At 72.4% G+C, this 20,463-nt stretch carries 17 protein-coding genes and 1 tRNA gene; 17 read left to right on the top strand and 1 reads right to left on the bottom strand.

The annotated features are described in order from the left end of the window. The first annotated feature begins 1 nt into the window (after position 1). The 16 genes from IT347_09255 (at position 2) to IT347_09330 (ending at position 18,970) form a co-directional block, all read left to right on the top strand. Entirely contained in the window at positions 2-862 is an 861-nt protein-coding gene (locus tag IT347_09255; protein ID MCC6349762.1) for a class I SAM-dependent methyltransferase, read from the top strand. Then, on the top strand, positions 859-2,280 hold the full coding sequence (locus IT347_09260) for an MBOAT family protein (protein ID MCC6349763.1): 1,422 nt from the start codon (positions 859-861) through the stop codon (positions 2,278-2,280). Before IT347_09255 ends, IT347_09260 begins: the two co-directional genes overlap by 4 nt. Before the next feature lie 2 nt (positions 2,281-2,282). Next, positions 2,283-3,464: a hypothetical protein gene (locus tag IT347_09265; GenBank protein MCC6349764.1), complete on the top strand. Its 1,182-nt coding sequence runs from the start codon at positions 2,283-2,285 to the stop codon at positions 3,462-3,464. A gap of 531 nt (positions 3,465-3,995) precedes the next feature. Beyond that, positions 3,996-4,760, top strand: coding sequence for a sugar transferase (locus IT347_09270; GenBank protein ID MCC6349765.1), 765 nt, complete (start codon positions 3,996-3,998; stop codon positions 4,758-4,760). A gap of 104 nt (positions 4,761-4,864) precedes the next feature. Next, positions 4,865-6,346, top strand: a complete 1,482-nt coding sequence (locus IT347_09275) for a glycosyltransferase family 39 protein (GenBank protein MCC6349766.1) — start codon at positions 4,865-4,867, stop codon at positions 6,344-6,346. Positions 6,347-6,393: 47 nt separating this feature from the next. After that, entirely contained in the window at positions 6,394-7,710 is a 1,317-nt protein-coding gene (locus tag IT347_09280) for a nucleotide sugar dehydrogenase (GenBank protein MCC6349767.1), read from the top strand. After that, on the top strand, positions 7,694-8,911 hold the full coding sequence (locus IT347_09285) for a glycosyltransferase family 4 protein (GenBank protein MCC6349768.1): 1,218 nt from the start codon (positions 7,694-7,696) through the stop codon (positions 8,909-8,911). Before IT347_09280 ends, IT347_09285 begins: the two co-directional genes overlap by 17 nt. Next, positions 8,878-10,080 carry a glycosyltransferase gene (locus IT347_09290; protein MCC6349769.1) on the top strand — a complete coding sequence of 401 codons (1,203 nt, stop codon included), beginning with the start codon at positions 8,878-8,880 and terminating at the stop codon, positions 10,078-10,080. Before IT347_09285 ends, IT347_09290 begins: the two co-directional genes overlap by 34 nt. Continuing rightward, complete coding sequence (locus tag IT347_09295) at positions 10,077-11,051, top strand: glycosyltransferase (GenBank protein ID MCC6349770.1); 975 nt, start codon at positions 10,077-10,079, stop codon at positions 11,049-11,051. Before IT347_09290 ends, IT347_09295 begins: the two co-directional genes overlap by 4 nt. Further along, a complete protein-coding gene (locus IT347_09300; GenBank protein ID MCC6349771.1) occupies positions 11,045-12,226 on the top strand; it encodes a glycosyltransferase family 4 protein in 1,182 nt (393 codons plus the stop codon). The genes IT347_09295 and IT347_09300 overlap by 7 nt, the downstream gene beginning before the upstream one ends. Next, complete coding sequence (locus IT347_09305; protein MCC6349772.1) at positions 12,226-13,326, top strand: glycosyltransferase family 4 protein; 1,101 nt, start codon at positions 12,226-12,228, stop codon at positions 13,324-13,326. The genes IT347_09300 and IT347_09305 overlap by 1 nt, the downstream gene beginning before the upstream one ends. Before the next feature lie 36 nt (positions 13,327-13,362). Next, positions 13,363-14,418 carry a mannose-1-phosphate guanylyltransferase gene (locus tag IT347_09310; GenBank protein MCC6349773.1) on the top strand — a complete coding sequence of 352 codons (1,056 nt, stop codon included), beginning with the start codon at positions 13,363-13,365 and terminating at the stop codon, positions 14,416-14,418. Next, the gene (locus tag IT347_09315; protein MCC6349774.1) at positions 14,415-15,047 is read left to right on the top strand and encodes a hypothetical protein; all 633 of its coding nucleotides are present in this window, start codon (positions 14,415-14,417) and stop codon (positions 15,045-15,047) included. Before IT347_09310 ends, IT347_09315 begins: the two co-directional genes overlap by 4 nt. After that, on the top strand, positions 15,047-16,279 hold the full coding sequence (locus tag IT347_09320) for a hypothetical protein (protein ID MCC6349775.1): 1,233 nt from the start codon (positions 15,047-15,049) through the stop codon (positions 16,277-16,279). Before IT347_09315 ends, IT347_09320 begins: the two co-directional genes overlap by 1 nt. Positions 16,280-16,406: 127 nt before the next feature. After that, positions 16,407-17,420, top strand: coding sequence for a galactose-1-phosphate uridylyltransferase (galT, locus tag IT347_09325; protein ID MCC6349776.1), 1,014 nt, complete (start codon positions 16,407-16,409; stop codon positions 17,418-17,420). 14 nt (positions 17,421-17,434) lie between these two features. Beyond that, positions 17,435-18,970 (top strand): glycogen synthase, encoded by a 1,536-nt coding sequence (locus IT347_09330; GenBank protein ID MCC6349777.1) that lies wholly within the window; start codon positions 17,435-17,437, stop codon positions 18,968-18,970. A gap of 75 nt (positions 18,971-19,045) precedes the next feature. Here IT347_09330 and IT347_09335 read toward each other — a convergent pair whose 3' ends face one another. Next, positions 19,046-20,260, bottom strand: a complete 1,215-nt coding sequence (locus tag IT347_09335) for an aspartate kinase (GenBank protein ID MCC6349778.1) — start codon at positions 20,258-20,260, stop codon at positions 19,046-19,048. A gap of 116 nt (positions 20,261-20,376) precedes the next feature. Here IT347_09335 and IT347_09340 point away from each other — a divergent pair. Next, positions 20,377-20,453, top strand: a tRNA-Gly gene (locus IT347_09340). Positions 20,454-20,463: the final 10 nt, after the last annotated feature.

Genomic DNA, 20,463 nt, shown 5'->3' on the forward strand with positions numbered 1-20,463 from the left:
CATGACGAAGTCCGCCCCCCCCCGAGACGGCACGGGATCCGCGCCGAACCCCGCCGAGGTGCTGCGCCGCTCCGAGCACCACCGGCGTTTCCTCGAGCACACGCTCGCGCAGCGCACCGACGAACTCGGGCGCGCGATGCTCCGCCAGGAATGGCACTACTACGCCGACCTGATGCGCACGCGGCCGGAAGACGCGCGCGTGCTGGATCTCGCCTGCGGCAGCGGCCTCTATTCTCTGGCGTGGGCGGAGCGCGGCGCGCGCGTGACCGGCATCGACTTCGACCGTGGACTGCTCGAAGCGGGCCGTGAGCGGGTTGGCCGGGTCGCGCCCGGGGCGCATCCGCCCGGCTGGACGGCCGGAGACGCCTCGCGACTTCCGTTCCGGGCAGGGTCCTTCGACCTCGTCTTCTGCAACTCCCTGCTCGAGCACGTCCCGTCGTGGGAGGCCGTCGTGGGCGAGGCCGCGCGCGTCCTCAAGCCGGGGGGGGTGTTCGTCGTCTACACCACCAACCGCGCGTGCCCGATTCAGGCGGAGGTGAACCACTTTCCGTTCTACTCGTGGCTGCCGGATCCGATCCAGCGTCGCGTGCTCGCGTGGATCATGAAGCACCGGCGCGACCTGGTGAACTGGACGGACTTCCCGGCGGTCCACTGGTTCACGTTCGGACGCATGCGCAGGGCCTTCGAGGCCGCGGGCCTGGAGCCGTTCGACCGGCTCGACCTGCTCGCGCGCCGCGAGCACGGCGGACCGCGGGCGGCCCTCGCGCGTGCGAGCCGGGCGTTTCCGCCGCTCCGGTGGTCCTACCAGGTGTACGCGGTCTCCATGGCCCTCTACGGCGTGAAGCGAGCCGGACGCGCATGACCTTCGTCAGCCTCGTCTTCCTCGTCTTCATGCTGATCCTGTACCCGCTGTACCTGGTGCTGCCGCACCGCTGGCAGAACCACCTGCTGCTCGTCGGCAGCCTGATCTTCTACGGCTGGTGGGACTGGCGATTCCTCGGGCTGCTCGGCTTCACGAGCACGCTCGACTGGTGGGTCGGACGGCTGCTCGAGCGCACCTCGGATCCGGCGCGCCGGCGCTTCCTGCTGACCGCCTCCATCTCGGCGAACCTCGCGACGCTCGGATTCTTCAAGTACTTCAACTTCTTCGCGGGCTCGCTCGCGTCGCTGCTGGCGCCGTTCGGGATCCACCTCGGCTGGACGACGCTGCACATCATCCTGCCGATCGGCATCTCGTTCTACACGTTCCAGTCCATGAGCTACACGTTCGACGTGTACCGGCGGCACATGCCCACCTGCCGCAGCTACCTCGACTTCATGACCTTCGTGTCGTTCTTTCCGCAGCTCGTCGCGGGCCCGATCGAGCGGGCCGTGGACCTGATCCCGCGCGTGCAGGCGCCGCGGAGCATCACCCGCGACGCCCTGACGCGCGGGCTGTTCCTGATCCTGCTCGGGCTGTTCAAGAAGATCGCCGTCTCGGACGGCGTCGCGCCCTCCGTGGACGCCGTCTACAACGCGACGCACGCGCTCTCGGGCGCCGACGTGCGGATCGCCACCTGGCTGTTCGCGGTGCAGATCTACTGCGATTTCTCGGGCTATTCCGACATCGCGCGCGGGCTCGCGAAGGTCATGGGTTTCGACCTCATGACGAACTTCGACCAGCCCTACGTGTCGGTGAACCCGAGCGAGTTCTGGCGGCGCTGGCACATCAGCCTCAGCACCTGGCTGCGCGACTACCTCTACATCCCGATCGGCGGCAATCGCGGCACGGAGCGGCAGACCTACCGGAACCTCATGGTCACGATGGGCCTGGGCGGGCTGTGGCACGGGGCGGCGTGGAACTACGTCCTGTGGGGGATCTACCAGGGCGCGATCCTGTGCGTGCACCGGTGGTTCACGCGCGGTCGCCGCGCGCTGCGCGAGTTCGCGACGCCCGGCTGGCTTCGGGTGCTGCAGATCGCGATCTTCTTCCAGGTGGTCTGCTACGGATGGCTGCTGTTCCGTGCCCGTTCGTTCGGGCAGATCGTCGCGTTCACGCGTGACGCGCTGCTCGAATGGCGGCTGCCGGCGCACGTCCCGACCCCGTCGCTGCCCGCGCTCGCGGGGCTCGCGCTGCTGGTCGCGCTCGAGGCCTGGCAGGCCGCGGCGGCGGGCGGCCGCGCGACGTTTTATCGCTCCTGGCCCGCGCCGGTGCGTGGCGCGGTCTACGCCGCGCTGCTCGCGGTCTTCTTCATGGGGCTGTCGAACGCCCCGACCCAGTTCATCTACTTCCAGTTCTAGGCATGAATCCCCGCCGCTCCGACCTGCTCGCCACCGCGCTCTGGACGCTGGCCTTCCTGATCGCCGCCGACTTCGCGCTCGGCCGCGTGTTCCGGATGCCCGCGGACCCGCGCCAGCCGCCGGCGCCGCTCGCGCAATACTTCGATTTCGGCGCCTCGATCGAGTCCAAGATGCGCCGGATGGTGGCCGCGGAGGACTCCGCGAGCGCGCCGGTCGCGCTCGCCGGCTGGCTCGAGCCGTTCAACGACGGGAACGCGCCGCTGGCGGCGCCCGCCGGCCGGCGACTCGTCGCGGTCTACGGGCAGTCGTTCACGTTCCAGCTGACGCAGGCGCTGGCGGCGCTCGACTCGACGATCCTGCTGCGCACGCGGGGCGGTCCGTCCTCGCCCGCGAGCCACGGCTACGCGTTCTGGCAGTCCGACCGCGGCCGCGTCCACGCCGAGGTCGCCATCCTCGGCGTGCTGGCCTCGAGCGTCCGCGGGCTCGACGCCTCCTCGGCGGCCACCTGGGAGTTCGAAGCGCCGCCGCTCTACACGTACCCGCGCTACCGCGTGGACGCCCGGGGCCGCCCGGTCCCGCACCCGCCCTACGTGCTTTCGCTCGCCGGCGTGCGCGCGGCGCTCGCGGATCCGGTCCGCATGCGCGCCTGGCAGGCGCAGCTCGCACGCGACGACGACTGGTACGACCCGCTCCTGTGGCGCGCCTCGTGGCTCGACCATTCGGTCTTCGCCCGTGTGCTGCGCCGGGCGTGGGCGCAGCGCCAGCAGCGCGAGCATCTCGCCCGCGTGCACGGCCGCGCGGGCTTTCGCGAGGATTCCGACAACCTGCGGACGCTGCGCGCGCTGATCGGCTCGTTCGTGGAGGGCTGTCGCGCCGACGGCACGCTGCCCGTCGTGCTGTTGCTCGAAGACGCCGGCTACGCGGATCATCTGTCGCGCGCGCTCGGCCCGGAGCTGGACCGGAGGGGCGCCCTGTGGATGGGAACACACGAACTGGCGGACGCGGGCAACCCGGCGAATCTCAAGGCCGATGGCCATTTCATCCCGGCCCTCAACGAGCGGCTTGCCCGGGCGCTGCTCGCCCGCCTGGATTCCGTCCGAGGGGTGGCCGGCCCGGGTATCGCTCCGCCACGCCAGGACTCCCCGCGGCGTCCGGCGCCGGCGTCCGAGCGGGCCGGAAAATGATTGCGGCGACGTCAAAAGGCCATTGAATACCGTGTCAGAGCCTTGCTAATCTCACCCCGTGACGGAGGCGAGGGGCCGCCGTCCCGACCGTGTGGAGGACGCCGAGAACGATTCCTTGCTAACTGGGTTTGTATCGCAGGACGAGCAGGATCAAGGGCTGCGCATCGCCCCGGTGACCGGAGCAATCCGGGAGCCGCACCTCTAGGAAGTGACACCTTGGTTTTCCCCCAGTCGCTCGTACTCGAACAGTCCAGCGCGGTGTCAGAACGGATGACTCGAGTTTCCTGAGAGCCGAGGGGCGCCGCATGCCTCCCGGCTCTGCTTGCAGGGCGACCACAACTGAGAGTCGCATCGATGGAGCCCGAAACTCGCGCGTCCGCTGGCGAAGCCACGACCGGTAGACCGGACTGGTCCGCTTCGATCGAACACCCGGCAAGGGAAACGGATCTCGTGGACACGACAACTGAGCCCGGAACTCGTTCGGCCCCGCTGCCCCTCGCCGCGGCTTCCCCTGCCGTTCGGCCGCGCCCGTTGAACGGCAACGGCCATTCGGCCGCGGGAACCCACGGCTACGCGAACGGCCACGCCCGCCCGCGACCGGGCGCTCACCCGGTGCGGGGAGGCGCCCGCATCGCCGTCACCGCGACCTCGCCCGCGCACGTCGTGCCGTTCGAAACGCCGCGCCAGGCGGGACTCTACCTGCGCTTCGGCAAGCGCCTGCTCGACCTTGCCGGAGCGGCGGTCGCGATGGTGCTGTCCGCACCCGTCGTCGCGATCCTCGCGGCGCTCATCCGGCTCGAATCCCGCGGCCCGGTGTTCTACAGGTCGGTTCGCATCGGTCGCGGCGGGCGCCCGTTCGTCTTCTACAAGCTGCGCTCGATGGTCAAGGACGCCGACCTCGAACGCCGTCACCTCGAGCACATGAACGAGTGTGACGGGCCCGTCTTCAAGATCGAGCGCGATCCGCGCGTCACGCGCATCGGCCGCTTCCTGCGCTCGACCAGCCTCGACGAGTTGCCGCAGTTCTACAACGTCCTTGTCGGCGACATGAGCCTCGTCGGGCCGCGGCCGCCGATCCCCGCCGAGGTGGCGCAGTACGAGCCGTGGCAGCTGCGGCGGCTCGACGTGCGGCCGGGCATCACCTGCCTGTGGCAGATCAGCGGTCGCAGCCGGATCGGATTCCAGGAGTGGATGCGGCTCGACCTCGAGTACATCCGCCACCAGTCGCTGGCACTCGACCTCAAGATCCTGGCGCGCACGCTGCCGGCGGTGCTGTCCCGGGAGGGGGCCTACTGACGGGAGCGAGCGTTCGCGACAGCGCGCACCTGCGGCCGGCCGCTGACCCCAATCCCGCCCCGCTCGACTCGGCCCTGTTCCGCACCCTCGCCGCCGCGACCCTCGTGGCGGCGCTCCTGCGCTTCTACCGCCTCGGCGGACCGAGCCTGTGGATCGACGAGATCTTCACCTGGCTCGCGAGCGGCGGGGGCGGACCGCTCGCGTGGCGCGACCTGCTCGGGGACGTGCACGGCCCGCTGCACACGCTCGCCGTCCACCTGTCCTGGAGCGCGTTCGGAGTTTCGGAGTGGGCGCTCCGGCTGCCGGGCGCGGTCGCGGGAGTGCTGACGGTGCCGGCGATCGCCTGGGTGGCGTTTCGCTGGCTCGGGCGGGAAACCGCGGCCCCGGCCGCCTGGCTGGCGGCGGCTTCGCCGTTCCTGGTCCGCTACTCGCAGGAGGCGCGCGGTTACTCGTGGGTCGTGCTCGGAACCTGCGCGAGCGTCGCGTTGCTGCTCGAGCTCCAGCGCCGGTGCGACGCGCGGGGAGTCGCGGCCTGGTTCCTGGCGACCGCGTTCGGCGCGCTGTCCAATCCGTCCTTCGCGCTGCTGGCGCCGCTGCAACTGCGGTTGTGGCTGGCGGGCGACCCGGCGACGCGACGCGCCCGGCGGCGCTGGCTGGGCGTCGGGGCGCTCGCGGCGCTGCTGCTCGCCGCCGCGCTCGCGCCGCCCGTGCTCAGGACCTGGGACTGGAGCCGGCTCGCGCCCGCTCGCGCTCCGGTCGCGGGCGAATCGCCGCTGCGTGGCGCGACCACGCTCCACCCGGGGGCGATCCCGTTCGCGCTGCACGCGTTCGCGGTCGGTTACACGCTCGGGCCGTCGCTTCGCGAGCTGCGCGCCGACGTCGGGCCGGCGGTGTTGCTGCGGCACGCGCCCGAGCTCGTGACCGTCACGCTCGTCTTCGGCGCGGCCGGGCTGCTCGGACTCGCGGCGCTCGCGCGACGGCGCCGGCTGATGGACGCCCTGCTCTGGCTCGCCGCCCCGGCGCTGGTCGTGGTTTACTTCGCGATGCAGAACTTCAAGGTCTTCAATCCGCGGTACCTCGCCGTGTCGCTGCCGGCCTTTCTGCTCGTCGTCGCGGCAGGCTGGGCCGACCGGGGCGCGCTCGGGCGCCGGTTGCTCGGCGGGGCGATCGCGCTGCTGTGGGCCGTGTCGCTCTTCCACCACTACTTCGACCCGGGATACGCGCGCGAGGACTACCGCGCCGCGCTGTCCACGGTCCGCCGGGGGATCGCCCCCGGCGAGCAGGTGCTGGCGGTCGGGGCGATGGAGCCGGTGGACTTCTACGGCCGGGGACTCCCGGTGCGGCATCTGTGGCTCGGCTTCGCCGCCGATTCCACGAGGCTGGAGCAGGAACTCGCGCGCGCGCTGTCGGGCGTGCGGGGGACGTGGGTGGTGCTGAGCCGGAGCGAGGATCTCGACCCGGCGGGGCGCTTTGCGAAGCGGATGGACGAAATCGCACCCGGCGCGCGGAGCGGGTATCCGGGCGTGCGGGTCTGGCACGTCTCGCGGCCGCCGGACGGGAACGATCGCCCGGTGCCGGGGAACTGAGCGGCCCGAAACGGGAGGCGGCGCCCGACGCCGCGAGAGGAACGCGCATGCAGGTCGTGGTCGTCGGTCTGGGTTACGTGGGCTCCGTCTGCTCCGCCTGCCTCGCGGGGCGCGGTCATTCCGTCGTCGGCGTGGACACGAGCCGCTTCAAGGTGGACTGCCTGCTCCGGGGCGAGAGCCCGATCGTCGAGAAGGGCCTCGGCGCGCTGATCGCCGAGGGCCGCGCCTCGGGCCGCCTGCACGCCACGACCGACATCCGCGAGGCCATGCCGGGCGCGGACGTCGTGCTGGTCTGCGTCGGCACGCCGTCGGCGGAGGACGGCTCGCTCGACCTCGGGCACGTGAGCCGCGCCTGCGCCGAGGTGGGCTCGGCGCTGACCCTCACGGGGAGGTTCACCACGCTCGTCATGCGCAGCACCATGCTGCCCGGCTCGGTGCTGGAGCGGCTCGCGCCGGTGATCGAGCAGGCCAGCGGCGGTCGCGCGGGCGCGGACTTCGGCATCGCCTACAATCCCGAGTTCCTGCGCGAGGGCAGCGCGGTCGCCGACTTCTTCGGCGCCGAGTACACCGTCATCGGCGCGGGCTGCGAGCGCTCCGCCGCCGCGCTCGAGGAACTCTACCGGGACGTCGGCGGCGAGCAGGTCGTGACCTCCATCCCGGTGGCCGAGATGCTCAAGTACGTCAACAACTCCTTCCACGCGCTCAAGGTCTCGTTCGCGAACGAGATCGGCCGGATCTGCAAGCGCGAGGGCATCGACAGTCACGAAGTGATGCGGATCATGGTCAAGGACACCAAGCTCAACCTGTCGCCCTACTACCTGAGCCCCGGTTTCGCCTTCGGCGGCTCGTGCCTGCCCAAGGACGTGCGCGCCATCACCGCCCGCTCGCGCGAGCATCGGCTCGAGCTGCCGGTGCTGCAGAACATCCTTCGCTCGAACGACGTTCACGTGGAGGAAGCCATCCACCTCGTCGAGAAACTCCGGCAGCGGCGGCTGGGCTTCCTCGGGCTGTCGTTCAAGGCCGGCACCGACGACCTGCGCGAGAGCCCGATCCTGCGCGTCGTCGGCACGCTGGTCGGCAAGGGCTACGCGATCCTGCTGCACGACCCGAACCTCGACATGGAGCGCGTGCTCGGGGCGAACCGGCGCTTCGTCGAGGACGAAGTGCCCTACCTCGCCGAGCGGCTGCGCACGGACCTCGAGGAGGTGATCGCGGGCAGCGACGTGCTCGTGATCGGCAACCGCTCTCCCGAGTACCGGGACATCGGCGCGCGGCTCCGGCCCGGGCAGGCGGTCGTGGATCTCGTCGCGGCGGTGGACCGGAGCACGGTCCGCGCCGGGGACTACCATGGCCTCGCCTGGTAGGGTCCTGCACCTGTCCGAGAACCTGACGCTGCCGTTCGACCGGCGCGTGTGGCTGGAACTGGGCGCGCTGCGCTCCGCCGGCTGGGAGGTCTCGGCCATCTGCCCGACGGGGGAGGGCGGAACCGAGGCGCACGAGGTGCTCGACGGCATCCACATCTGGCGCTACCCGGCGCCGCCGGAGACCCGGGGATTCCTGAGCTACGCCTGGGAGTTCCTCTACTGCTGGCTGCAGACGGCGCGGCTCACGCTGCTCGTTTCCGCCCGCCGCGGCTTCGACGTGATCCACACCGCGAATCCGCCCGACCTCTTCTGGGCGATCGCGCTGCCGTTCAAGGCGCTCGGCGTCAAGTTCGTCTTCGATCACCACGACCTGTGCCCGGAGCTCTACCTGTCGCGGTTCGGCGAACGAAAAGCCGGCTCGCTTCCGCACCGGCTCCTGCAGTGGCTCGAGCGCATGCAGTACCGGACCGCGGATCTCGTCGTCGCCACGAACGAGTCGTACCGGCAGGTCGCGCTCGCGCGGGGCGGAAAGCGTCCCGAACAGGTGCGCGTCGTGCGCAGCGGCCCGAGCCGGAAGCGCTTCGGCCTGCTTCGCGAGCCGGACCCGGCCCTGCGCCGCGGGCGGCCCTTCCTGGTCGCCTATCTCGGCGTGATGGCGCCGCAGGACGGGGTGGACCACCTGGTGCGCGCGGCGAAGGTGATCGTCCAGGACCACGCACGATCGGACGTGGCCTTCACCTTCATCGGCGCCGGCGACTCCTTCACCGAGCTGCGCCAGCTGGTTCGCGATCTCGGTCTCGAGGACGCCTGTCAGTTCACCGGGCGGATTCCCGACGCCGACGTGGAACGCATCCTCGTGACGGCCGACGTGTGTGTCAGCCCCGACCCGAAGAATCCGCTCAACGACGTGAGCACGATGAACAAGGTGCTCGAATACATGGCGTGCGCGAAGCCCGTCGTGTGCTACGACCTGCGGGAACACCGCTGGTCGGCCGGCGAGGGGGCGCTTTACGCGGTGGCCGACGACGTGTCGGACCTCGCCGCGCGCATCGAGCAGCTGCTGGCCGACCCCGAAATGCGCGCCCGGATGGGCGCCTACAACCGCGAGCGGTTCCTGTCGAAGATGGCATGGGAGCACAACGCGGGCGAACTGTTGAAGGCCTACGCATGGCTCACCGCGGCACCGAACCGAAACCGCTGAACGTGCTGCTCGCCGAGAGCGGGCGGAGCATGGGCGGCACCGAGCGCGTCGTCTGGGAGCTGGCGACCCGGCTGCCCGCGCAACGCTACGCGGTGCGCGTGTGGCTCAGCCCCGCCGCGGCGCTCGACGAGTTCGCCGCCGCGCTCGCCGCCCGCGGACTGCCGGTCGAGCGCGTCGCCGAGGTGGATTCGCGCTGGGACGTGCGCGGCATGGTGGACACCTGGTCGAAGCTGCGGCGGGCGAAGCCCGACGTGCTGCACGTCCACCACGTCTGGCCGGCCGCCGACCGCTACCTGGCGACGCTCGCGCGCGCCGCCGGAGTGCCCCGCCTGGTCGTGACCGAGCACATCGTGGGCGAATCGCACTCGGGCGGCCAGCGTGCGCTCAAGCGCGACGAGCTCGCCCGCGCCGACGCGGTGACGGCCGTCTGCGGCGCGGTGGCCGACACGCTCGTGCGCGACTACGGCGTCGGACGCGGTCGCGTGCGCGTCGTGCCCAACGGCGCCGACCTGCCCGACGAGGAGGCGGAGGCGCCGCTGGCGCGCCTGTGGCGCGAGCGCTTCGCGGCGGGCCTGCTCCGTCCGCTGTGGGTCGTCGCCGCGCGGCTCGAGGAGCAGAAGGGGCACGCGGTGCTTCTCGACGCGCTCGCCGAGGTCTGGAAGCGCGGGCTCGACTTCACGCTCGCGGTCGCCGGGGACGGCTCGCTGCGCGGAGCGCTCGAGGAACGGGCGCGGCAGCTGGGCATTGACCGGCGCACGCATTTCCTCGGCGCCCTCGACGACCTCGGGGGCCTGCTGGCCGCGGCCGACGCCGTCGTGCTGCCCTCGAAGTGGGAGGGGCTGCCGCTGACGCTGCTCGAGGCCATGGCGCGCGGACGCCCGGTCGTCGCCAGCGCGGTCGGCGGGGTGCCCGAGGTGGTCGAACACGGCGAGAACGGCTGGCTCGTCCCCGCGGGCGACGTGGCGGCGCTCGCGGACGCGCTCGAGCTGTTCCACCGCAAGCCGGAGCGCGCGCTGCGCCTGGGCCGCGCCGCCGCGGCGCTGGTCCGGAGCGACTACCACTGGCAGGCCGTCGTCGAGGGATTCGAAAGCGTCTACGACGAGGTGGTCGGACTGGCCACCTTCTCGCCCGACGGGACATCCTCCGACTCGCGCGGGAGCGGAAGATGAACCTCGGCGTCGTGATTCCCTGCTACCGGCAGGAGCGCTTCCTGCCGCGCACGCTGGCCGCGCTCGAGCACGCGCTGAAGGACCGGAGCTGGAGCGGCGCGCTGGTGCTCGCGGATCCGGGCGGCTCGGGCGCCCTGCCCGAGCTTTCCCCGCACTGGACGGTGGTGCGCGCGGGCTCGGACCGGCCGCTGACCCCCGGCGCCGCCCGCAACGCGGGACTGGCGCGCTGCGCGCCGCCGTGGGTGCTGTTCGTGGACGCCGACGTCGAAGTGAATGCGTCGTGGCTCGAGCGCGCGCTGCACGAGGCCGCTTCGGCCGACGCCGGGCTGGCCGGGCTGTGGGCGCGGCTCGAGGAGTGGTTCACGGACGGCCCGGGAGAGCGTCCGGGAGCGCCCGATCTGTACCGGATCGGCGACGCGCCCCGTGAATGCGACTACCTGGCGACGCTGGCGCTGTACCGCACCGAGGCGCTCCGCGCCACGGGCGCCTACGACGCGCGGCTTCGCAGCGAGGAGGATTTCGAGCTCGGTCTGCGCCTGCGAACCGCGGGCTTCCGCCTGCGCAGCACCGGTGGCCTGGCGGGCCGGCACTGGAGCGCGCCGCGCCCGAGCTTCGGCGAGATCGGCCGGCGCTGGCGCAGCGGGCTCTGCTTCGGCCAGGGTCAGGTGCTGCGGCTCTACCTCGGGCGCGCCGGCCTCGGTTCGCACCTGCGACGACAGGCGCACTACCTCGCGATGCTCGCGGTGTGGCTGGCCGCGCCGCTCGCCTGGGCGGCGGGCGGCGCGAAGGGACTGGCGTTCTGGTCGCTCGTGCCGCTCGGGTTGCTGCTGCTGATGACGCTGCGCAAGCGCAGCGCCCGGCTCGCCGTGCACTCGCTGCTCACCTGGTCGGTCAACGCGGCGGGCCTGGTCGTCGGCTTCGTGCGGGGCGCGGAACGCGTGCCGGCGCTTCCCGGGGAGTCGCCGTGCTGATCCACTCCGCGGTGGACAACGACATCCATCCGCCGCGCTTCGGCGGGGCGCAGCGCTCCTTCGGGCTGGCGCGCGGGCTGGCGCGCCGGCACGAGGTGCGCGTCCTGTGCGTGACCCCGAACCGGGCCCCCGGACCGGAGCGGGAGCGCGTGGACGGCGTCGAGCTGGTGCGCCGCCGGTCGTGGCACACGAGCGTGGCCTGGCGGCTCGAGCGCGCGCGGCTCGCTCCGCTGTTCACCGCGGCGTCGGGCCATCGTGCGAACGCGAAGCGGTATGCCGCCGCGCTCGGCGCGGGCGCGGACGTGTTCGCGGCCGATCTGAACCTGGGCGGCATGCTCGGCGTCTCGAACGCGCCGCTCCGGCTGCACACCTCGCACAATGTCGAGTACGACCGCTTCCGCCGCTCGGCGCCGCCGGTGCTCGCGCGCTCGCGCTGGGCGGAGCGGCTCCGCCGCCTCGAGCAGCGCGCCGTGGACGCGGCGCACGTCACGGTGGTGTGCACCGAGGAGGACGCCGCGCGCATGCGCGAACTCTACGGCCTGACCGCCGCGCGGCTCGAAGTCGTGCCGAACGGCTACGACGAGACCCGCCTCGCCCCGCCCTCGGCCGGGGAGCGCCGGCGGGCCCGCCAGTCCCTCGGCTACGGCGAGAGCGACTACGTCGCGGTGTTCGTCGGGGCCGACTGGGGGCCCAATCGCGAGGCGCTTCGGCTGCTCACCGGGCGTGTGCTGCCGTCGCTCGCCGCCGACGGCGTCCGGCTGCTGGTCGTGGGCTCCGTCGGCCGGGCGATGCGCGGGCGCCGCGAGCCCTGGCTCAGGGTCACGGGCGAGGCGCCGGATCTGGCCCCGCTGCTGCACGCGGCCGACTGCGGCCTCAATCCGGTGCTCACGGGAGGCGGCAGCAACGTCAAGGTGCCCGGGTACCTGGCCTGCGGGCTCGCGGTGCTGAGCACGCCGTTCGGGATCCGCGGCTACGCGCCGCTCGAGCCGTACTGCACGGTGACCGGTCCGGACGGCTTCGCCGACGCGCTGCGCGCGCGCCCGCGCGGCTTCGCCTCGCGCGGCGAAGCGCCGCCGCCGGCGCTCGGCGAGTTCGCGTGGGGCCGCCTCGGAGAGCGGCTGGGCGAGCGTTGCGAGGCGCACCTCGCCTCGCGCGGTGCGAAAGGGGCGGCCTGATGCGCGTCGCGATGATCGGGCAGAAGGGCATTCCCGCCACCTACGGCGGCATCGAGCGTCACGTGGACGAGATCGCCCGCAGGCTGGTGCCCATGGACATCGACGTGGACGTCTTCTGCCGGCTGCACTACACGCCGGCCGGCGCCACCTACCACGGCGTGCGGCTGCTGCGGCGCCCGAGCCTGCACACGAAGCACCTGGACGCGATCACGCACGTCTCGTGGGCCACGCTGGAAGCCATGCTGAGGCGCTACGACGTCGTCCACTACCACGCGCTCGGGCCGGCGCTGCTCGCGGGACTGCCGCGCCTGACCGGCGCGAAGACGGTGGTCACGGTGCACGGACTGGACTGGAAGCGGGAGAAGTGGGGGCGCTTCGCGCGCTGGTTCCTGCACCGCTGCGAAGGGCCGGCGGTGAAGTTCCCGGATCGCACGATCGTGGTCAGCAAGACGCTGCGCGAGCATTTCCGCGCCGTGCACGGGGCCGAGACCGAGTTCATCCCCAACGGCACCAGCCTGCCGCAGTCGCGGCCGGCCCGGAAGATCCTGTCGCTCGGCCTGACGCCCGGGAAGTACGTGCTGTTCGTCGGCAGGCTCGTGCCCGAGAAGGGCGTGCACTTCCTGTGCGAGGCGTTCCAGGGCATCGACACCGACATGACGCTCGCCCTGGCGGGCGGGCTGTCCTTCTCGGGCGACTACGCGGACCGGCTCCGCGCCTACGAGGGCGAGCGCATCAAGCGGCTGGATTACGTCTTCGGTGAGGCGCTCGAGGAGCTGTGGAGCAACGCCTACTGCGTGGTGCAGCCCTCGACGATGGAGGGCCTTTCGATCGCGCTGCTCGAGGCGCTCTCGTACGGCCGCTGCGTGCTGATCTCGGACATCCCCGAGAACCTCGAGGTGGCCGAGGAATGCGGGCTCAGCTTCCGCAGCCAGGACGTCGGCGACCTGCGGGCGAAGCTCCAGTACCTGATCGGCAATCCCGGCGTCGTGGAGCGGTACGGCGAACGGGCGCGCCAGCACATCCTGCGTCACTACTCGTGGGACACGGTCGCGCAGGCGACGGCCGAGCTGTATCGCTCGGTGTGCGCGGGCAGGCCGTGACGCGCCGGGGCGGCGTGTGCTAATGCTGCCCCGCGAATGACTCCGACCCCGAACCAGACCGGCGTCCTGATCCTCGCGGGGGGCCGCGGCGAACGCTTCTGGCCCTGGAGCACGGACGCGCGGCCGAAGCAGCTGCTGCCGCTCGCCCGGGGCGGGCGGACGCTGCTGCGCGCGACGTTCGAGCGCGCGCTGCCGCTCGTCTCCGGCCCCGCCAGCGTCGTGGTCATGACCTCGGAAGCCCTGCGCGAGGCGTGCGCGCGCGAGTGTCCCGGCGCCCGCGTGCTCGGCGAACCGATGATGCGCAACACCGCGCCGGCGATCGCCGCCGCCGCCAGCGCGTTCGCCGCGGGGACGACTTTCGCCGTGCTGCCCGCCGATCACGCGATCGACGACGAAGCGGCCTTCGCCGCCGACCTGCGGCGCGCCGCGGAGCTCGCCGGGCGGGACGCCGTCCTGGTCACGTTCGGCATCCGGCCGGCGCACGCCGAGACCAACTTCGGGTACATCCAGCGCGGCGGGGCGCTGGCTCCCCGGCTGCACCGCGTCGCGCGGTTCAAGGAGAAGCCCGACCTGGCGACCGCGGAAGCCTGGTTCGCCGACGGCGCGCACCTGTGGAACAGCGGCATCTTCGTGTGGCGCCGCGAGACCTTCTTCGCCGCGCTGTCGGTGCGCCATCCCGAGATCGCGGCGCTCGCGGACTTCGGCTGGAGCGGAGCGGACGCGGACTTCGGCGCCGCGCTCCGCCCGCGTTTCGAACCGCTGCCGAAGATCTCGGTGGACTACGCCGTGCTCGAGGGCGCGCCGAACACGGTGGTGCTCGAGGCGGGCTTCGATTGGGACGACCTCGGCTCGTGGGGAGCGTGGGCGCGGCGCCAGGCGCGCGACGAGCGGCGCAACGTGCGCTGGGGCGACGCGCTGCCGGTGGATTGCGAGGGCTGCGTCGTCGTCGGCGACGGCGTGCTGGCGGCGCCGCTGGGCCTGAAGGACATGGTCGTGGTCGCGACGCGCGAGGGCGTGCTCGCGTGCCGGCTCGACGAAACCGATCGTGTCCGGCAGGTGAGTGAGGCCGTGCGCGCCCGGGCGGGCGCGTGAGCCGGCTCGCGGCGCTGTGCGTCGTCGCCCTGGCGATCGCCGGCTGCGCGGTTCCGGTTCCGGCGCCGCGGCCCGTGCCCGCGCCGCCCTCGCCGCAGGCACCGGCTTCCCCACCGGTGGTCGTGCGGACCGGCGCCGGGCCGGCGGCGCCCGACAGCACTCCGAGTCCCGAGGCGCTGGCGGTGCTGGCCACCATCCCCGAGCCGCTGGGCGGCGCCACGACCGCGCCGGCGCCGCCCGCGGCCTACGACTCCCTGCGTTCCTCGCCGTCCGATCGCGACGTGCCGGTGCCCGCGCGCACGCAGCCTCTGCTGCCGCCCGGGCCGCTGCCGGCTGCGCCTCCTCCTCCCTCCGATGCGCCGGCGGCGGCGCCCACGGTCGCGGCGCCGCCCGACACGTGCTGGCGCGTGCAGGTGGCCGCGCCCGCCGATCGCGAGAAGGGCAAGTCGGTGCGCGATGCCGCCGAGTCGCTGCTCATGATCCCGATGATCGTGGATCGCGAAGGCGGGCGCTTCAAGGTGCGCACGCGGGACTGCCTCTCGCGTGAGGCCGCCGCGAGCCTGCGCGATCGCGCGACCGCCTCGGGCTTCAAGGGGGTCTTCCTCGTGCGCGTCTCCGGAGCCCGCTGATGCCGAGGCTCGTCGTCTTCGAGGACGGTCGCTGGCGCGCGCTGCGGCCACTGACCGACCTGCTGCCGGTCGCGGCGCTCGCCTTCGGCGCCTCCGACGTCGCGCGCCGCTGGCTGCGCGCCGCCGGCCTGCGGCTGTTCGCGATCGAGGCCCGTGAATCCGCGATGTCGGTGTGGCACGACGCGCCGGTGCCCGACACCTCGAGCGTGGACCCGGCGGAGGACGCCGTCGTGGTCAACGCCGCGGCCCTGCCGGGCGCGTGGGCGGCCGCGCTGCTCGCCGAAGCAGGACCGAAGCTCCTGCTCGCCGGCGAGCGGGTGGCCGGCGCGCGCCTGCCGCTGCGCCAGCTCGCCCCGGCCATCGGCGCGGGCGAGCGGTTCGAGCAGCACCTGCTGGCGCTGGGGCTGCCGACCCTCGCCGCCGAGGTCCCTTTCCTCGAGCGACCCTGGCAGCTCATGGAACGCAACCCGGAGGCCATCGTGGACGATCTCGCGGACGCCCGCGGCGGAGTTCGCGGGGTCGTGCACCGCCTCGCCTGCCTCGAGTCGCCGGAGCGCATCGTCGTGGGCGAGGGCGCGGTGGTCGGTCCGCATGCGGTGCTCGACGCCGGCCCCGGGCCGATCCTCGTCGGGCGCGGTGCGCGCATCGCGCCGCACACGGTGGTGACCGGTCCGTGCGTGCTCGGCGCGGGCACCCAGCTGCTCGGCGGATTCGTCTCGGGCAGCACCTTCGGGCCGCAGTGCCGCATCGCGGGCGAGGTGGAGGCGAGCGTCTGGCAGGGCTACGCCAACAAGCGCCATCACGGCTTCGTCGGGCACAGCGTGATCGGCGAGTGGGTGAATCTGGGGGCGCTCACCACGACCAGCGACCTCAAGAACAACTACGGTCCCGTGCGGGTGTGGGTGGATGGCCAGGAGCTGGACTCGGGCAGCACCAAGATCGGCTCGCTCGTCGGCGCGCACGTCAAGACGGGCATCGGCACGCTGCTGCCCACCGGCGCGAGCCTGGGAACGGGCGCGAACCTGTTCGGCGGGGGCGTGTTCGCGCCGCGGCGCGTGCCGCCGTTCGCCTGGTGGGACGGTCGGCGGACCGTCGAGCACGAGCTCGAACGCTTCCTCGCGACGGCGCGCATCGCGTTCGCGCGTCGCGGGCGCACGCTCGGGCCCGCCGACGAGTCGGCGCTGCGCGCGCACTTCGCCGCGACCGCGGCCGAGCGCGCGGAGCGCGCCTGACGCCGCGCCGGCGGCGGCCGTGGGCACCGCCTTGACCCCGGCCGAAACGGCTCACTAGACTTTCACGGTTTCGACGCCCGCCGCGCGCCCGTCCGGGCGCGGGGCGACCCTCCCCCAAGGACGATCCATGCCCGAGCTCCGCAAGGACCCGGTGGTGGGACGCTGGGTCATCATCTCGACCGAGCGCAGCCGCCGGCCCACGAACTTCAAGGCCGAGAACCCGACCGTCGCTCAGAACTTTTCCCCCTTCGTCGAGGGGCGGGAGGACATGACCCCTCCCGAGGTCTACGCCGTGCGCCCGCCGGGCGGGAAGGCGAACGGCCCGGGCTGGACCGTCCGCGTCGTGCCGAACAAGTTCCCCGCCCTGCAGGTCGAGGGGCAGCTCGAACGGCGCGGCGAGGGCCTGTACGACAAGATGAACGGCATCGGCGCGCACGAGGTGGTCATCGAGGGCTCCAGCCCCGACCGCGACCTGTCCGACCTGCCGGTCGAGCAGATCCAGCAGGTGCTGGTCGCCTACCGCGAGCGCATGCTCGACCTGAAGAAGGACAAGCGCCTGCGCTACGTGCTGGTCTTCAAGAACAAGGGTTCCGGCGCGGGCGCGACGCTCGAGCATCCGCACAGCCAGATCATCGCGACGCCGATCATTCCGCGCATGGTGCAGGAGGAGCTCGACGGCGCGAGGCGTTACTACGAACTCAAGGAGCGCAACGTCTTCACGGACATCCTCGACCAGGAAATGGCGGAAGGGAACGGCCGGCGCATCGTCAGCACGAGCGAACGATTCGTGGCGCTGGCTCCGTACGCGCCGAGGTTTCCATTCGAGACGTGGATTCTGCCGCGGCAGCATCGCTCGAGCTATCACACCATCGCCGACCCGGAGGAGCTCCTCGACTTCGCGCGCATCCTGAAGGACACGCTCACGCGCCTGAACGTCGCGCTCGATGCGCCGCCGTACAACTTCGTGCTGCACACGGCGCCGCTTTCGGAGGACGACCTGCCGTACTACCACTGGCACCTCGAGATCATGCCGAAGCTGACCCGGGTCGCGGGCTTCGAGATCGGCTCCGGCTTCTACATCAACCCGACGCCGCCCGAGGACGCCGCCCAGTACCTGCGCGAGATCGTCGCGCTGGCCTGACGCCGGGCGCCTCCATGCCGGAATCGAAACGGTCGATCGCGCACGTCGCGAGCGAGATGGCGCCGCTCGCCAAGGTCGGGGGACTCGCCGACGTCGTCGCCTCGCTGGCGCTCGAACAGGCGCGACGCGGGCATCGCGTGCTCGTCGTGCTGCCGCACTACCGCACGCTGCGGATCCCGCCCGGCTGGACGACCCACGACCTCGGCCATACGCGCGTGCCGTGGGGGCTGGGGCAGGAACCGGCCCGATTCACGATCGTCGAGGATCCCGTGTCCGAGCTGCGGGTGCTGCTCGTGGACCACACCGGCGATCGGAAGGCGTTCGACCGCCCCGGCATCTACGACGACCCGGCGACCGGCGAGGGCTGGCGCGACAACGCCGAGCGCTACCTGTTCTTCGCCCGCGCCGCGGTCGAGGGCCTGAAGGGCTTCGGCGAGCGTTTCGACATCGTGCATGCCCACGACCAGCAGGCCGCCTGGGTTCCGTGCTTCATCCGCACGCACGACGCCGACGAGCCGGCCTTCGCCGACGTCGCGACCATCTTCACGATCCACAACCTCGGCTACCAGGGCATCGCCGATCCCTGGCTGCTCCCGGTCGCCGGCTTCCCGCGCGAGCTGTTTTTCCCCCAGAGCCCGTTCGAGTTCTGGGGCCGCGTCAACTTCATGAAGGTGGGCATTCTCTTCGCGGACCTCGTCAGCACCGTGAGCCCGACCTACGCGCGGGAAATCCAGACCAACGGCGAAATGGGATTCGGCCTCGAGGGCGTGCTGCGCCGGCGCACCGGGGACGTGCGCGGCATCCTGAACGGGATCGACGACACGGTCTGGAATCCGTCCGTGGACGCGTTCCTCGACTCGCACTACGACCGCGACACGGTCGAGGGCAAGCTCGCGAACCGGCGGGCGCTCGCGCTCGCCTGTGGTTTCCCGCTCGATCCGGACTGGCCGATCCTCGGGATGGTGTCCCGTCTCGTGGAGCAGAAGGGGCTCGAACTGATCGAAGCCGGGGAACGCGCGCTGTGCGACCTGCCGGCGCGCTTCGTGGTGCTGGGGGTCGGCCAGCCCCGCTGGCAGGATCTGTTCCGGCGCCTGGCGATCGAACGGCCGTGGCAGTGGTGGTTCGAGACCTCGCACGACGAGGGGCTGGCGCACCGGATCGAGGCGGGCGCGGACCTGTTCCTCATGCCGTCGCGCTACGAGCCGTGCGGGCTGAACCAGATGTACTCGCTCCGCTACGGGACGGTTCCGATCGTGCGCGAGACCGGAGGGCTGGCCGACACGGTCCGCGAGTTCGACCCGGTGACGCGTGAAGGCAACGGCTTCGTCTTCCAGGCGTTCGACGCCGCGGAGATGGTCATGGCGATTCGGCGCGCGCTGGCGGTGCGCGCCGAACCGGCGCTGTGGCGGGCCCTGCAGCGCAACGGCATGGCGCAGGACTTCAGCTGGCGCGTCAGCGCCGACGGCTACGACCGGCTCTACTCGGAGGCCCTCCACCGCGTCGCGCAGGGACGCATTCCGACGCTGCAGAGCGTTCGCGACTCGTTCTGAAGCCGCACCCGCGTCCGCGGAGCGCCCGGCACGCGGCGGCGGCGCGCCGGCACCGTTCGCGTCCGCGCCGGACGGTCAGCCGATCAGGGCGGCGTGCAGCGCGCGCACGGCGGTCTCGCAGCGGTCGTTCGGGACACGGAAGACGAGGCCGCACGCGGTGACGCGCAAGGCGACGATCGGCACGCCGGCCTTCTCGAGCGCCGCTTCGGCGCGCGCCGCTTCGGCGGCGCCGAGGCCGAAGCCGACCAGCGTGACGAACGCGCAGTCGTGCTGCACGTCGAGCCGCCACTCCCCGCCGGGGCCGCGCAGTTCGCGGAAGCACGCCTCGAGCGCTTCGGCGTCCTCGCGGGCGCCGACCCAGACCAGCGCGGCGTGCTCGTCGCCCGCCTGCTCGTGAGCGACCAGCCCGAGCGCGGGGAAACGCCCGGCGACGGCTTCGAGAATGCCACGCGACTCCCCGCGGCCTCCGGAGTTGCCTTCGGCGAGGACGATCGAAACCCCCGTCCGGTGGGCGATGGCTTCGACTCGGGGTTGCTCCACGGTGGCCTCCACGGGTTCGGATGGGACGATCTCGGTGCCCGGCGTGTCCGTGAACGACGAGCGCACGGCGAGCGGCACGCGCTCGCGTGCGGCGAGGTCCACGCAACGCGCGTGCAGGACCTGGCCGCCGGCATGAGCGAGCGCCGAGCAGGCGCGGAACGACAGCCGGGCGATCCGGCGCGCCTCGGGCACGACGCGCGGGTCGGCGGTGAACACGCCGTCCACGTCGGTGTAGATCTCGCAGCGGGCCGGAGCCAGCGCGGCGGCGAGCGCGACCGCGGTCGTGTCCGACCCGCCACGCCCGAGCGTGGTGATCTCCTTCGTCACCGGGCTCACGCCCTGGAAGCCGGCGACGATGACGACCCGTCCGCGTTCGAGTTCGGCCCGGATCCGGCCCGGCGTGAGCGAGACGATGCGGGCGTGGGAGTGCGATTCGTTGGTGAGGATGCCGCTCTGCGAGCCGGTGAAGGAGATGGCCTCGAGGCCGAGATCGTTCAGCGCCATCACCAGCAGCGCCATGGACACCCGTTCGCCGGTCGAGAGCAGCATGTCCATTTCGCGGCGGCTCGGCCGCGGCGACACCTGGTGCGCGAGCTCGATGAGCTGGTCGGTGGTGTCTCCCATGGCCGAGACGACCACCACGAGCGAAGCGCCGCGCGCGCGCGAGTCGGCGATCCGACGCGCGACGGCGCGGATGCGCTCCGGCCCGTTGACCGAGGTGCCGCCGTACTTCTGAACGAGGGTCGTCACGGCGGTATTTGTAGCGGTTGCCGCCGCGCCGCGCACGCGGCCGGGAGCTCCGCGCCGGCGTCGCCGATCCTTGACGCTCTCCGGGGCCGCCGATATATTGCCCGCCGCTCTTGTTCGCGGAAGTAGCTCAGCCCGGTAGAGCACAACCTTGCCAAGGTTGGGGTCGGGGGTTCGAATCCCCTCTTCCGCTCCAGTTCGCGGGG

The organism is Candidatus Eisenbacteria bacterium (assembly GCA_020847735.1).
GTDB lineage: Bacteria > Eisenbacteria > RBG-16-71-46 > RBG-16-71-46 > RBG-16-71-46 > CAIXRL01.